The 13,669-nt window shown below is 57.6% G+C and carries 13 protein-coding genes; 10 read left to right on the top strand and 3 right to left on the bottom strand.

Going from position 1 to position 13,669, the window contains the following annotated elements; genetic code table 11:
- The first annotated feature begins 209 nt into the window (after positions 1–209).
- Positions 210–872: a histidine phosphatase family protein gene (locus tag N909_RS0111660; protein ID WP_051689717.1), complete on the top strand. Its 663-nt coding sequence runs from the start codon at positions 210–212 to the stop codon at positions 870–872.
- Here N909_RS0111660 and N909_RS0111665 read toward each other — a convergent pair whose 3' ends face one another.
- Positions 873–2,021, bottom strand: coding sequence for an MFS transporter (locus tag N909_RS0111665; protein WP_029915252.1), 1,149 nt, complete (start codon positions 2,019–2,021; stop codon positions 873–875).
- A 12-nt stretch (positions 2,022–2,033) separates the two neighbouring features.
- Positions 2,034–2,489, bottom strand: a complete 456-nt coding sequence (locus N909_RS0111670) for a YqaA family protein (RefSeq protein WP_029915253.1) — start codon at positions 2,487–2,489, stop codon at positions 2,034–2,036.
- A 177-nt stretch (positions 2,490–2,666) separates the two neighbouring features.
- Between N909_RS0111670 and N909_RS0111675 the strand changes: the two genes are divergently transcribed.
- The 7 genes from N909_RS0111675 to N909_RS0111705 all read left to right on the top strand — a co-directional run bounded on the left by N909_RS0111675 (position 2,667) and on the right by N909_RS0111705 (position 9,747).
- Positions 2,667–3,542 (top strand): UbiA-like polyprenyltransferase, encoded by an 876-nt coding sequence (locus N909_RS0111675; RefSeq protein ID WP_281174844.1) that lies wholly within the window; start codon positions 2,667–2,669, stop codon positions 3,540–3,542.
- Positions 3,543–3,632: 90 nt separating this feature from the next.
- Positions 3,633–4,238, top strand: coding sequence for a UbiX family flavin prenyltransferase (locus N909_RS0111680; protein ID WP_029915255.1), 606 nt, complete (start codon positions 3,633–3,635; stop codon positions 4,236–4,238).
- A 44-nt stretch (positions 4,239–4,282) separates the two neighbouring features.
- Positions 4,283–5,365: an aminofutalosine synthase MqnE gene (gene mqnE, locus N909_RS0111685; protein ID WP_029915256.1), complete on the top strand. Its 1,083-nt coding sequence runs from the start codon at positions 4,283–4,285 to the stop codon at positions 5,363–5,365.
- Entirely contained in the window at positions 5,362–6,429 is a 1,068-nt protein-coding gene (mqnC, locus tag N909_RS0111690) for a cyclic dehypoxanthinyl futalosine synthase (protein WP_029915257.1), read from the top strand. Before mqnE ends, mqnC begins: the two co-directional genes overlap by 4 nt.
- A 77-nt stretch (positions 6,430–6,506) precedes the next feature.
- Positions 6,507–7,556, top strand: a complete 1,050-nt coding sequence (gene hisC / locus N909_RS0111695) for a histidinol-phosphate transaminase (RefSeq protein WP_029915260.1) — start codon at positions 6,507–6,509, stop codon at positions 7,554–7,556.
- On the top strand, positions 7,549–8,622 hold the full coding sequence (gene mutY / locus N909_RS0111700) for an A/G-specific adenine glycosylase (protein WP_029915261.1): 1,074 nt from the start codon (positions 7,549–7,551) through the stop codon (positions 8,620–8,622). The genes hisC and mutY overlap by 8 nt, the downstream gene beginning before the upstream one ends.
- Positions 8,623–9,747 carry a ribonuclease D gene (locus N909_RS0111705; protein WP_029915264.1) on the top strand — a complete coding sequence of 375 codons (1,125 nt, stop codon included), beginning with the start codon at positions 8,623–8,625 and terminating at the stop codon, positions 9,745–9,747.
- A 618-nt stretch (positions 9,748–10,365) separates the two neighbouring features.
- On the opposite strand, the gene N909_RS0111715 is transcribed toward N909_RS0111705, so the two are convergent.
- Positions 10,366–11,754 (bottom strand): class II fumarate hydratase, encoded by a 1,389-nt coding sequence (locus tag N909_RS0111715; protein ID WP_029915268.1) that lies wholly within the window; start codon positions 11,752–11,754, stop codon positions 10,366–10,368.
- 127 nt (positions 11,755–11,881) lie between these two features.
- On the opposite strand from N909_RS0111715, the gene N909_RS0111720 reads away from it, so the two are divergent.
- Positions 11,882–12,751: an EamA family transporter gene (locus tag N909_RS0111720; protein ID WP_029915270.1), complete on the top strand. Its 870-nt coding sequence runs from the start codon at positions 11,882–11,884 to the stop codon at positions 12,749–12,751.
- Positions 12,752–12,877: 126 nt separating this feature from the next.
- On the top strand, positions 12,878–13,453 hold the full coding sequence (locus N909_RS0111725; protein WP_029915272.1) for an HD domain-containing protein: 576 nt from the start codon (positions 12,878–12,880) through the stop codon (positions 13,451–13,453).
- The last annotated feature ends 216 nt before the right edge of the window (positions 13,454–13,669 follow it).

A 13,669-nucleotide genomic window follows, 5' to 3' on the forward strand; every position in this document is an offset into this window, starting at 1 on the left:
AATGTCAATAAGCTAACAAATTTCTAACAATATCCGGCTATTGCCCTGGTGATTGGGACCGTGGGACAGCCCTGTTTGGTCACTCCTGCAGAAGAATTCATGGATTGCTAACCCGGATTTCACCTGGGCTGAAAAGTCATCGGTTTTAGTTGAGGCCGGCGTTGATCGACAGGGAGTGACAACCAATTATCAGGGGGAGCAGAACAGAGATGAAACCAAAACGAATTATTTTGATCCGTCACGCTGAATCCATCGGCAATGTGGATATGGCGGTTTACAGCAAAATTCCCGACTATGCCCTGGAGCTGACGGAAAAGGGGCGGGAGCAGGCGCGTCGGGCCGGGAAGGCGGTTTCCGCTGTCATCGGTACAACCAGGGTTAAGGCTTATGTGTCGCCCTGGAAGAGGACTCGCCAGACTTTCCAGCTGATGAGCGAGAGTCTAAAAGAACGGCTTGTCGACAGCAGTGAAGATCCATTGCTGCGGGAGCAGGATTGGGGTTATTTTTCCAGTGTCGAAGAGTTGCTGCGCATCAATCGGGAGCGGGAGGCCTATGGGCAATTTTACTACCGGGTGCCGCGGGGCGAATCCGGGGCCGATGTCTACCAGCGCATGTGCCTGTTTCTGGACAGCCTCAACCGGGACTTTACCCGCCCGGAGTTCCCTGATAACGCCCTTATTGTCACCCACGGGATGGCGTTGCGGGTGTTTCTGTGCCGGTTCTTCAAATATTCGGTGGAATATTTTGAGACCATCGATAATCCGGACAATGGAGAAATCTTTGTCATCGAGCAGAACAGTTTCGGTCATTATGTGTTGAGGACACCGTTACGGTTTCAGCCCTATCGCGATAAGTTCGAGATGGCGGTCTGATCAGCCTCGTCCCGGGCGCAGCCGGAAAACCCAGAAGCCGGAAAGCATAGCCAGTCCGGCACAGATGAACAGGGCGGCAAACCCGGCCTGCTGGCCGATCACTCCCAGCAGCAGCGCTCCGAGAAAGCTGCCGCTGTCGATACCGCCGGTGAAAATACCGGTGACCTTGCCGCGGACCGCATAGGGTTCATTCCGAATCGCCATGGCGTTGAGGGACGGAAACAGCAGGCCGTGACCGATCCCGAAGAGAAAGCCAATCCCCAGCAGCAGAACATTGTTGGTAATTAACGGGACCAGCAGCAGGGCGCTGGCGGCAATCGCCAGCCCCCAGGGAATGATCTGATTTTCGCCGACCCGGTCGGCCAGTTTGCCGGCGACAAAGCGGACCGAGACCGCGGCCAGGGAATAGGCCAGGTAGTAGAGGGAGATATACTCAAGATGGCGTTGCTGGGCCAGAGGTGCGATAAAGTTCCCGGTTGCCGCCAGGCCGACGCCGAACAGTAACGCCATGGCGCCGCTGACCAGCTGTTTGCGGGTTTTCAGCAGGGCGAAAAACGAGGGCGTGGCCGTGCAGGGTTCCGCCTGCTTTCGGTCGCGGACCGGCAGGTGCAGCAGCAGGGCCGCTGCGCCAAAACCAGCCGCGGTCAGAAAATAGGCGGGAAAGCCGAAGCGGTCGAGAACCGGTTCGGCGATCAGCGGCCCGATAGCCAGCCCGATCAGCCCCGAGGTACCGAAAATACCGATCCCTTCATTGAGGCGCTGGACCGGGATCAGGTCGATGATAAAGGTGAAAATGGCGGTAAAGCAGATGGCCAGCCCGATGCCGTGAACCGTACGGATCAGCAGCAGGGGGGCATAATAAGCGCTGAGCGGGCCGGTAAGCAGCAGATGCACCAGGGGCAGGGCGGTCATCATCAGCGTGCCGATAGTGTAGCTGCGTTTCCGGCCGATCCGGTCGATCATTTCCGCAACCCAGGGCCTGCTGAACGCGGAGGCCATGGCAAAAACCCCCATGATGATCCCGATATCCTGATTGTTCCCGCCGTTTTTGGTGATAAACAGCGGAAACAGGAAAAAGGTCGAATAGCTCGACACCATGGTCAGGTTAGCCAGAAACAGGGCTGCAAAGGCAGGGGTATAGAGTTTCATCGGGTATCCGGGTCAGGTGAGGTATTGGCCGGCTTCAAGCGTCACCACAGCCAGAAAACTGTAGCGTAACCCTTTGCCGATGGCAACGAGCAGAGTAAAACGGCCCGGCGGAGTTTTCAGCATACCGCTGACCACGCAGAGCGGGTCGCCGATCACCGGCAGCCAGGCCAATAACAGAGCCCAACTGCCGTAGCGGTCGAACCAGCGGCCGGCCCGGTCCAGCTGAGCGGTATCGAGCCGCAACAGTTTTTGCACCAACCACTCGCGGCCATAATAGCCGATCAGGTAATCGGTGGCTGAGCCGAGGGTATTGCCAAGGGTCGCCACCAGCACGGTCTGGGCTGGTGCGTGCCCTTCCACCAGCAGCGCCACCAACAGCCATTCCGAGCCCAGCGGGAGCAGGGTAGAGGCCAGAAAACTGACCAGGAACAGCGCAGGCAGACCATATTGGTTGAGTGCCTCAAACATGCCCCGCATCATAGCAGAGCAGCACCGCCGAACAAATCATTGAAAAGGCCTTGTCGCATTTTCATGTGAAGTGTAAATTAAACGTTTTGACACGGATCGATTCTTGATCTCCGCGGTTGTTTTTGCAGACGCGGAACATTTTCGCTCTGCTGCACAGAGCTGCCGGGGATGCTGCCCATGGATAAAAGTCTGTTATGGAACAAGGTGAAGACGCTGCTGGAGATGATCAAATTCTCCCATACGGTTTTCGCTTTTCCTTTTGCCCTGATGGGGGTTGTCCTGGCCTCACTCGCCAGCGGTCATGCGCCGGGCTTTTTACAGGTTTTCTGGATCTGTATGGCCATGGTGGGGGCGCGCAGTGCCGCCATGGGGCTGAATCGGCTGATCGATGCCAAGATCGATGCGGACAACCCGCGCACCGCTGAACGGCACATCCCGGCCGGTAAAGTGTCAATCAGCGAAGCGTTGCTGTTTATCCTGGTCGCCCTGCTGGTGTTTTTCCTGGCCGCCTGGATGCTCAATCCGCTCTGTCTGAAGCTGGCCCCGGTGGTGGTCGGACTGTTTATTCTCTACGCCTACTGCAAGCGTTTTACCCACTATGCCCATATCGTGCTCGGGTTGTGCCTGGGCATCGCGCCCATCGGCGCCTGGATCGCCCTGCGCGGCGATATCGGCTGGCCGGTGATTCCCCTGGCCGTGGCAGTGCTGCTCTGGGTGGCGGGATTCGATATCTTTTATGCGCTGCAGGATTACGACGTCGATGTCGAACGGGGGCTGCATTCGATTCCGGCGAAACTGGGCAAACAGAAGGCCTTCACCCTGGTGAGGATTTTTCACGGTCTGATGCTGGTCTTTTTGCTGCTGGTCATTCCCGGGAGCGGGCTGGGCTGGATTTATTTTGCCGGAGTGGTGGTCGTGGCGCTGCTGCTGGTTTACGAGCATCTGTTGGTCAAGCCGGATGACTTGTCCCGGCTGGATGCCGCCTTCTTCAATATGAACGGCTATATCAGCGTAACGATTTTCATTTTTACCCTGATCGATGCCTTGGCTTGAAGGCAGGCCCGGGGCTAGAATGATCCTATTGACGCGACTGTCGTGGCTGACCAGCCAGGTCGCTGCTTGACAGTCTAAAGGATTGAGCGGATGAAACGGATTGTTGTCGGCATAACCGGGGCTTCCGGGTCGATCTACGGTTTGCGGCTGATTGAAGAGCTGTTGCGGGCTGGGACCCAGGTCACGGTGTTGGTGACGGTGGCGGGGCGGCAGGTGCTGGCCTATGAAACCGGCCTGGAGCTGGACCCGGCTGCCGAGCGTTGCACCCGCCAGCTGCAGGATTACTTCCAGGCCGCGGACAAGCTGCGCCATTTTGCCCTGGATGACTTTTTCGCTCCGGCGGCCAGCGGCTCGAATGCTGCGGATGCGGTGGTGATCTGCCCCTGCTCCATGGGGACCGCCGGCCGGATTGCCGCGGGTTTGGCCGATAACCTGCTGGAACGGGCGGCAGATGTGGCTCTGAAGGAGCGGAAAACCCTGTTGCTGGTCCCGCGCGAGACCCCCTTTAACAGCATTCATCTGGAAAATCTGCTGCGCTTGACCAATGCCGGCGCGCAGATCCTGCCGGCCATGCCGGCCTTTTACCGGAAACCGGAAACGGTGTCCGATCTGGTCGACTTCATGGTCGGCAAAATCCTCGATAGCCTCGCTGTCGAACATCAGTTGTTTGCACGCTGGGGTACGGAACAAGCTTAATTAACCCCGTCAGCAGATGACGATATCAGATATGGACCGCTTTGATGGACAACCTGTTTACTTCCCTGCATGAAAAGATTGCGGCCGGGCAACGCATCACTGATGCCGAAGCGCTGGCTCTGTTCGAATCGCCCGACCTGCTGGCTATCGGTGAGTTGGCCGCAGCCGCTAACCACAGGAAGAATGGCGACCGGGTCTATTTCAATGTCAATCGGCACATCAATTACAGCAACCTCTGTGTCAATCAGTGTATCTTCTGCGCTTTTTCCAAAGAGGAAGGGGAGGCCGGCGGCTACACCCTGGCCCTTGAGCAGATTCAGGAGAAAGCTGCGGAAGCGGTTGCTGCCGGCGCCACCGAGATCCACTCGGTCGGCGGCTTGCACCCAACCCTGCCGTTCTCTTTCTACCTGGAGATGCTGGGCGCTATCAAAGAGGTTTCGGCGGAACTTCACATCAAGGCCTTCACGGCCGTGGAGATCGACTATTTTGCCCGAATAACCGGGAAAAGCGTGCCCGAGGTGGTGGCCGAACTTAAGGCTGCCGGACTGGGCTCCATGCCGGGGGGGGGGGCGGAAATCCTCGGCCAGGCGGTGCGGGACAAAATCTGCCCGGAGAAAATCTCCGGCCAGCGCTGGCTTGAAGTGACCGAACTGGCCCATCAGGGCGGCTTGCGCAGCAATGCCAGCATGCTGTTCGGTCACCTGGAGGAGTTTGCCGACCGGGTTGAGCATATGCGGCTGATTCGTGAGCTGCAGGATCGGACCGGCGGGTTCCAGGCGTTTATTCCCCTCGCGTTCCAGCCGGACAACACCCGCGTTCCCGGTGCCAAAGGGGTGGGGGGCGTCGATGCCCTGAAAACCCTGGCCATCAGCCGGATCTATCTGGATAATTTCCGCCATATCAAGGGCTACTGGGTCATGCTCGGCCTGAAGATCGCCCAGACCGCCCTCTGTTTCGGAGTTAACGATCTCGACGGAACGGTGATCGAAGAAAAGATCGGCCACGATGCCGGGGCCGACTCTCCTCAGGTGGTCGCCCGGGAGGGGATCATCGAGCTGATCCGCAAGGCGGGCAAGATTGCGGTGGAACGGGACACTCTCTACAACGAAATCAAGGTGTACGCATGAACCCGGCAGACCTTGGACAAGCGCTTGCCGGCGGCGCGCAGCTCGACCGTGCGGCTGCGTTGCAGCTGCTGACCGAAACCGATCTGCTCTCCCTCGGAAAATTGGCCGATGTGATCCGCCGGCGCAAGCATCCCGACAACCGGGTGACCTTTGTGGTCGACCGCAACGTCAATTACTCCAATGTCTGTGAATCGAAGTGTAAATTCTGTGCCTTTTACCGGAATGAAGATGACCAGGACGCTTACCTGCTCAGTTATGAGGAGATCTTTGCCAAGGTTCAGGAACTGGTTGAACACGGTGGCACCCAGCTGCTGATGCAGGGCGGCTTGCACCCGACCCTGAAAATCGACTGGTTTGAAGAGCTGTTTCGCCAGCTCCATGAACGCTTTCCCCAGGTCCAGATCCATTCCCTGTCACCGGCCGAAGTCACTCACATCGCTCGGTTGTCCGGGCTGAGCATGGCGGACTGCCTGCGGCGTTTGCAGCAGGCCGGGTTGGCCTCGGTGCCGGGGGGCGGGGCGGAAGTCCTGGTCGACGATGTCCGCCAGGAGATCTCCCCCAACAAGATCGGCTGGAAGCAATGGGCTGCGGTCATGGAAGAGGCCCATCGGCTCGGCATGCGCACCACCGCAACCATGATGTTCGGCAGCCGTGAACAACCGGCGGATATTGTCGAACACCTGTTCCGGGTGCGGGAGATCCAGGAACGGACCGGTGGTTTCACTGCGTTTATCCCCTGGACTTTCCAGCCCGACAATACCGAGCTGGGCGGCGCGCAGGCCAGCGGTGTCGAATATCTCAAAGTGCTGGCGTTATCCCGGATTGTGCTGGATAATGTGGACAATATCCAGGCCAGCTGGGTCACTCAAGGGGCGCGGATGGCCCAGGTGGCCCTGTTTTTCGGAGCCAACGACATGGGCGGAACCATGCTCGAAGAGAATGTCGTTGCCGCGGCTGGCTGTTCGTTCCGCATGTCCCAGGCCGAGATCGTCGAACTGGTTCGTGGTGCCGGGTTCATCCCCGCGCGCAGAACCACCGAATATCAGCTTCTACAGGAATATTAAGTCACGACCCTGCTTCGGTTGGTGCTTAGCTGCCTGTAAAAATATCGTTTTTTATGCTCAGTTGAAGGACGAGTCAAATGTTGCCGATGCGAAAAATTATTGCCGAAATGGCGGGGTATGTGCCCGGCTTCCAGCCGAATGAAAGTGGTTGGATCAAGCTGAATACCAATGAAAATCCCTATCCTCCGTCACCCAAAGTGGCCGAGGCGATTCTGGCCGAGGTCGCTGGTGATGGCGCCAATCTGCGCAAGTATCCGGATGCCGGCAGCAAGGAAGCGCGGCGTGCGGCTGCAGAGCTCTACGGGGTCGATCCGTCCTGGGTGATCATGGCCAACGGGTCGGATGAACTGCTCAACAACCTGATCCGGGCCTTTGCCGGGGAAGGGGAGGAGATCGCCTATATCCACCCGTCCTATTCCTATTACCTGACCCTGGCCAATATCCAGGGCGCGCGGGTGCGCACCTTTGGCCTGACCGATGAGCTGCAGATCGCTGATTTCCCGGCCCGCTACGAGGGCAAGCTGTTTTTTCTGACCAGCCCCAACGCTCCGCTGGGGTTCCGTTTTACCAACAGCTACATCGCAGAGATCGCCACCCGTTGTGCAGGAGTGCTGGTGGTTGATGAGGCCTATGTCGATTTTGCCGACCACAACGCCATGGACCTGGTCAAAGAACACGAGAATGTGGTGATCACCCGAACCTTCTCCAAAAGCTATGCTCTGGCCGGGATGCGACTCGGCCTGGCGGTGGCCCGGCCGGAAGTTATCCAGGCCCTGGACAAGATTCGTGATCACTATCACTTGGATCGATTGGCCCTGGTGGCAGCGACGGCTGCTCTCAAAGATCAGGATTACCTGCAGATGACCGTCAACCGGGTGCGTGAAACCCGCGACTGGTTCTGCTCTGAACTGCGCAAGATCGGTTATCGGATTGAGCCGTCGCATACCAATTTTGTCTTTGCCGAACCGCCGGATCGTTGCGGGCAAAGGGTTTATGACGGGCTCTACGCCCGCAAAATCCTGGTTCGTTATTTTTCCGATCCGTTGCTCAAGCACGGCCTGAGAATTTCCATGGGGACCCGCGAAGAGATGGAAACCACCCTGGCGGCAATGGTGGAAATTGGCTGATCTGCCCTTTTCTCCCCAGCAGTATGTCGAGCAACTGCTCAACTGGTACGGTCGTCAGGGGCGGGATTTGCCCTGGCGGCAGAGCCGCGATCCTTACCGGATCTGGCTGTCGGAGATCATGCTGCAGCAGACTACGGTCGCCGCGGTGCGCGGTTATTACCAACGCTTTCTGGACAATTTCCCGACAGTTGAACGGCTGGCGGCCGCACCCCTGGAAGCGGTGATCGATCTCTGGGCCGGACTTGGCTATTATTCCCGGGCGCGTAACCTGCATGCCACGGCGCGAATCCTGGTCGAAGAATATCAGGGACGTTTCCCGGCAGATCCGCAGCAGTTGCAGCAACTGCCCGGGATCGGGCGCTCAACCGCCGGAGCCATTGCCGCGCTGGCATTCGAGCGCCGGGCAGCGATTCTCGACGGCAATGTGCGCCGAGTGCTCTGCCGACTGTTTGCCTTTGCCCAGCCACCGCGCTCGACACCGGCCGAGAAACAGCTCTGGGCCTGGGCCGATCTGTTGACCCCGGTTGAGCGGGTGCATGATTACACCCAGGCGATCATGGATCTTGGCGCCACAGTCTGTACGCCCCGTCAACCGCAGTGCCCCGAATGTCCGTTGGACAAGCTGTGTCAGGCCCGCCGCTTCGGCCTGGAGCAGGAACTGCCCGTCAAACAGAAAACCAAGCAGATCCCGACCCGCCATGAGCTGACATTGCTGGTGGAAGACGACCGGCAGTTGCTGGTCCGGCGCCGGTTAACGGATGGGTTTCTCGGCGGGCTCTGGGAATTTCCCTGCATCGGTCTGGCTGCCGAGGCAGATGCTGAGGCCAAACTGGCCCAGCTCAAAGCCGATCTGGGTGTTGTCGGCGAAGCCGAACCGCTGGGAGAGGTGCAACATGTTTACAGCCATTTCCGTTTGCGGAGTTATATTTATCACGTCCGGGTGGAACAGCACCTGCTGATTGCCGATGCGGTCGGCTGCTGGGTTCGGCAAACAGAACTGCAGCAACTGGCGTTGCACGGCGCCCATAAAAAAGTTCTGGGAAAATTACTGAACCACGGAGTTTAAATGTCTTTACCGCCGATTCTGACCACCACCGAAGAGATTGCTCAACTGGCCGCAAGGTTGAGTCAACATGCCGCTATCGCTGTCGATCTGGAAGCTGACTCGATGCACAACTATCTGGAGAAAGTTTGCCTGCTCCAGTTTTCCACTCCGGATGAGACGGTTCTGGTCGATCCCCTGGCCGATGTGGAGTTGGCGCCATTAAAACCGGTCCTCGCCGATCCGGCCATCCGCAAGATCTTTCATGCCGCAGACTATGATATCCGTTGTCTGGCGCGGGATTTCGATATCGAGATCAATGGCTTGTTCGATACCATGATCTCCAGTCAGTTTCTTGGTGAAGAGCGTTTCGGCCTGGCTGATGTGCTGAAAAAATATTTTGGCGTGGGACTGGACAAAAAATACCAGCGGGCCGACTGGTCCAGGCGGCCTCTCTCCGACGAGATGATCCGTTATGCGGCGGGGGACACCTTTTACCTCCATCGGCTGGTGGAGATTCTGGAAGAGAAGCTGATTGAAAAAGGTCGTCTGGAGTGGGTTCAGGAAGAATTCCAGCTGCTGGAAAAGGTCCGTTTTACGGTTCATGAAGGGCCGGAGTTCCTGCGCTTCAAGGGTGCCGGAACCCTGAATCCCCGCCAACTGGCGGTTTTGGAAAGCCTGCTGCAGTGGCGGGACAGCGAAGCACAGCGTCGGGATTGCCCGCTTTACAAGGTGCTGGGAAATAAACAGGTGCTGGAACTGGCCAGGGCCATGCCGCAAGGGCGCAAAGAGATGGCTGTTGTCCCTGAACTGGCGCCGCGTCTGGTCGAACGTTACGCTGGCAAGCTGTTGTTTGCAGTGACCCAAGGGCTTGAAGTCCCGGACAACGAACTGCCCCACTATCCGCGGATGCAACGGCGGGAAAAAGACCTGCAGGCAGAGCAGCGCTTTAACCGCTTGAAGGACTGGCGCAAAGGGAAAGCGGAATCCCTGGAACTGGATCCGGGGGTACTGATCAACAACGCCATTCTTGAAGAGCTGGCCAAGCGCTGGCCTAAGCAGATTGCTGAACTGGCGGATATTCCGTTGCTGAAACGCTGGCAGGTGCGGGAACTGGGGGCGGATATCCTGAAGGTGCTGAGGAAATAGCTGGTGGCCGCTGGCGGTCGGTCCTTCGTGTTATTGCCTGGCGGTGAAATGGGAGATAACACAATCCCATCAACCAGCAACTCTTCCAATTCCGTAGATCCTGACTCCGCCAGTACGAGAAGCGCAGCTTCTCGTCGGGCGCATTCGACGACCATTCGGCTGGTAGCGGCCATGTTCCGTGATTAAACGCAACGGTGACCAACCCTGTCCAACTATCAGCGAGCAGCGCGACCCTGCATCCTCCTCGGAACAAACGAAACTCCCGAGCAATCAAAAGGCCATTTTTTTCCATCTTTTTGTTGGCCTGGACAAAAAGATGGGCGGCTGCGGGGCCGCGACTGTGATTTTGATTTCAGTGTTTTGAAGGTTTTCGGCATGAACGGATATTGTTCGTTAAGAAACGACAGAAACCTGCGGGTCTCGTCCCGCCAGACGAGTGACTTTTCTGCTTCAGGTCAGAAAAGTCACCAAAAGCCCCCGCCCCAATGCCAGCGTTTGGCTACACCAAGTCCCTTCCGCTCCAGCGCCGGCAAAAGGGGGGAAGAAAGTCAAAAGCCACAGGCCTATCAATAGAACGAACTTCCATGTGCCGCCGCCAAAATGAAACACTAAACGGAGTTAGCTTTTGGGCTCGGTCATGGTCGCCGGATCAAGCAGGCGGTCGAGAACATCCGCCGGGACTCCGTCGGCGAGAGCCAGTTCCCGCAGGGTTTTGCCGGTTTTGTGTGCTTCCTTGGCCAGTTCTGCCGAGCGGTCGTAACCGATCTCCGGAACCAGGGCGGTGACCAGGGCCAGGCTCTTTTCGAGCAATTCTTCGCAACGTTTTTCATCGGCCTGCAACCCGGCCAGGCATTTCTCCTCAAAAACCTTGATGCCGTTACTCAACAGTTCAATGCTCTGCAGAATGTTGTAAGCGATGACCGGCATCATCACGTTCAGTTCGAAATTCCCCGACATCGCTGACAGGGCAATGGTGGCATCATTGCCTATGACCTGGGCGCAGACCTGCATCAGGGATTCGGCCATGACCGGGTTGATCTTGCCGGGCATGATGGAACTGCCGGGCTGCACCGCCGGCAGCACCAGTTCGCCGATCCCGCAGCGTGGACCGCTGGCCAGAAAGCGGATGTCGTTGGCGATTTTAAACAGGCTGACGGCACAGCCTTTAAGGCAACCGCTGGTGGCGACCAGGGCATCCTTGGCCCCCTGGGCTTCGAAGTGGTTGCCGGCTTCGCGAAACGGCAGGCAGGTATCGCGGGCTATGGCGGCAATGGTTTTGGCCGCAAAGGCGGGGTGGGTGTTGATCCCGGTTCCGACCGCGGTCCCGCCCAGAGGGAGTTCGTAGAGGCCGCTCGAAGCGGTGGCGAGTCTTTCCTGGGCCATCTCCGCCTGGCGGGCGTAGCCGGAGAAGACCTGCCCCAGTTTGACCGGAGTGGCATCCTGCAAGTGGGTGCGGCCGATTTTCAGTACATCCCTGAAATCCACGGCTTTTTGGTCCAGTTGCCGGAACAGTTGTTCCAGCGCCGGCAGCAGGGCCTTGTGGAGCTGTTCAGCGGTAGCGATATGGATCGCGCTGGGGAAGACATCATTACTCGACTGCCCCATGTTGACGTGGTCGTTGGGATGGACCGTTTTGCTGCCGATGGGTTGTCCCAGGAGTTGGGCGGCACGGTTGGCGATCACTTCATTGACGTTCATGTTGCTGCTGGTGCCTGAGCCGGTCTGGAAGATATCGACCGGGAACTGAGCATCCAGTTTGCCCTCAATCACTTCGCTGGCGGCCTTGCCGATGGCTTCGGCCAGCTCGCCGGAGAGCAGCTCCAGCTCACGGTTGGTGCCGGCGGCATGTTTTTTGAGCAGGCCCAATGCACGGAGCATGGGCCGGGGCAGGGGAATTCCGGAAACCGGAAAATTAGCGATGGCGCGGGCGGTCTGAGCCCCGTACAGGGCGTCCTGGGGGACCTGCATAGCGCCGAGGGAGTCTTGTTCAGTTCGGTAATCTGTCATGCTGTTTCCTTTCCAGCGTATCTGGCATCTTTGACATAGCTGCTCACCACTTATGAAAGCATATCTTCGATCCGGCGGCTGTCAAAGGCGCTTTCCATCACCAGATCAATCCGCTATGCTGCCGACCATGCAAACTTTAGCCTTACTGCTGATCATTATATCCGCTTTGATGCATGCTTTGTGGAACCTGCTGGTCAAAAAGAGTGGCGACAAGACGATTTTTATCTGGTGGATGTTCCTCTGCGCCTGGGGGCTGATGTCTCTGTCCACGGTGGCGCTCGGTTTTTATCCGATCCTCTCGCCGCGTTCGCTGGCGACTGCAGCGGGCGCTGCGGTCTGTTTTGTGCTGTATCACTGGCTCGGCGGCTTTGCCTATCGCGAAGGCGACCTGTCGGTGACTTATCCCCTGGCCCAGACCGCCATGCTTTATGTGCCGATCTGGGGTGTTCTGTTTCTGGGGGAACAATTGACCACGCTGGGGATTTTCGGAATCCTGATTATTGCCTTCGGTGCATATTGCATTCAATTGCGTGTCCTGTCGGTGCAGGAGCTATTGCGCCCCTTGACCCAACTCGGCAACCGCTCAGTCCAAGCGGCGTTGTTGGCCGGTTTTACCTATTCCATCGGCGCGATTATCGATAAATCCGGGGTTGATAGCTATTCCGCCTACCGGTTTACCTATACGCTGGTCTTTTTCATGGTTTTTTATATGTCCCTGAATCTGCTGCGGCCTCGTTATCGGGGGCGGGTGGTCCAGGAGCTGCGGCGAAATCCCAAGTTAGTATTGTTGTCCGGACCGACGGTGTTCGCTTCTTTTTTGACTTTTCGACTGGGGCTGCAATTGGCTCCGGTGAGTTACGCTGTGCCGGTCCGTCAGGTCAGTCTGCTGATCGGGGTGTTGATCGGGCTGGTTTTCCTGCGTGAATCCTATGGCCGCATCCGCCTGGCCTCGGCGGCATTGATCCTGACCGGAGTGGTGTTTGTCTGGCATGGCTGAGAGCGGTGGTTGAAAAGGGCTGCCGACAGGTCTATGCTAGTAGCCTGTTCGGCCATTACCCTTGTCAAATTGAGCAACTGACCGTCCGACGGGGGCTTTCCCGAGGATGGTTTGGAGAATGGATTGATGAAAAATATCGCAAATTTTCTGTTTGAAGTCGGCATGCTGAAACGGACGCCGCGAACCGGTTTTCAGTTCCTTGGCTCCGGTGCCCAGTCGGTGGCCGAGCACAGTTTTCGCACCGCCATGATCGGCTATACCCTGGCACAGCTGGATGGCAAGGCTGATGTGGCCAGGGTTCTGCAACTTTGCCTGTTTCACGATATCCCGGAAGCACGCACCGGCGACATGAACTATGTCAACAAAAAGTATGTTCAGGTGGATGAGGAAAAGGCCATTGAAGATCTTGCCAGTCAGCTTCCTTTTGGGGATGATTATCGGCAGACGGCCCTGGAATATATCGCCCGCCAGACCCCAGAGGCGCAGCTGGCCCACGATGCCGACCAACTGGAGATGATCCTGTCCCTGAAGGAACGCAAGGATCTCGGTAATCGCTATGCCGATGAATGGTATCCTTATTCACAGCTGCGCTTGAAGACCGAGGTCGCCAAACAGCTGGCCGAAGAGATCTGGGATACGGATTCTTCGAAGTGGTGGTTTGATGACGACAAAGAATGGTGGGTTAATGGGAGTCGAGAGTGAATGCTGCACGCCATCTGCGTTGTTGTGGGGAAAATTCCGTCCTCAACGTAGCTACCGCTACGCTTGCGGGTGAATTTTTCCCACGCCTAGCAGCTGACGCACATCATTCACTCTTGGGGCTGGGGTTGGATTGCCTGCGGATCGAAGCCGCAGGGCGCCTTGCAGCTGAAATAAATCTATTGCCCGTGAGAGGCAGGGGTGGAGTCAGTTGACGGC

This window comes from Pelobacter seleniigenes DSM 18267 (assembly GCF_000711225.1).
In the GTDB taxonomy this organism is placed as follows: Bacteria; Desulfobacterota; Desulfuromonadia; order Desulfuromonadales; family Geopsychrobacteraceae; genus Seleniibacterium; species Seleniibacterium seleniigenes.

Bases quoted from the DNA above. Each gene is read 5' to 3' on its own strand.
- N909_RS0111660 (WP_051689717.1), top strand. From the start codon at position 210: ATGAAACCAAAACGAATTATTTTGATCCGTCACGCTGAATCCATCGGC.
- N909_RS0111665 (WP_029915252.1), bottom strand. From the start codon at position 2,021: ATGAAACTCTATACCCCTGCCTTTGCAGCCCTGTTTCTGGCTAACCTG.
- N909_RS0111670 (WP_029915253.1), bottom strand. From the start codon at position 2,489: ATGTTTGAGGCACTCAACCAATATGGTCTGCCTGCGCTGTTCCTGGTC.
- N909_RS0111675 (WP_281174844.1), top strand. From the start codon at position 2,667: ATGGATAAAAGTCTGTTATGGAACAAGGTGAAGACGCTGCTGGAGATG.
- N909_RS0111680 (WP_029915255.1), top strand. From the start codon at position 3,633: ATGAAACGGATTGTTGTCGGCATAACCGGGGCTTCCGGGTCGATCTAC.
- mqnE (WP_029915256.1), top strand. From the start codon at position 4,283: ATGGACAACCTGTTTACTTCCCTGCATGAAAAGATTGCGGCCGGGCAA.
- mqnC (WP_029915257.1), top strand. From the start codon at position 5,362: ATGAACCCGGCAGACCTTGGACAAGCGCTTGCCGGCGGCGCGCAGCTC.
- hisC (WP_029915260.1), top strand. From the start codon at position 6,507: ATGTTGCCGATGCGAAAAATTATTGCCGAAATGGCGGGGTATGTGCCC.
- N909_RS0111705 (WP_029915264.1), top strand. From the start codon at position 8,623: ATGTCTTTACCGCCGATTCTGACCACCACCGAAGAGATTGCTCAACTG.
- N909_RS0111715 (WP_029915268.1), bottom strand. From the start codon at position 11,754: ATGACAGATTACCGAACTGAACAAGACTCCCTCGGCGCTATGCAGGTC.
- N909_RS0111720 (WP_029915270.1), top strand. From the start codon at position 11,882: ATGCAAACTTTAGCCTTACTGCTGATCATTATATCCGCTTTGATGCAT.
- N909_RS0111725 (WP_029915272.1), top strand. From the start codon at position 12,878: ATGAAAAATATCGCAAATTTTCTGTTTGAAGTCGGCATGCTGAAACGG.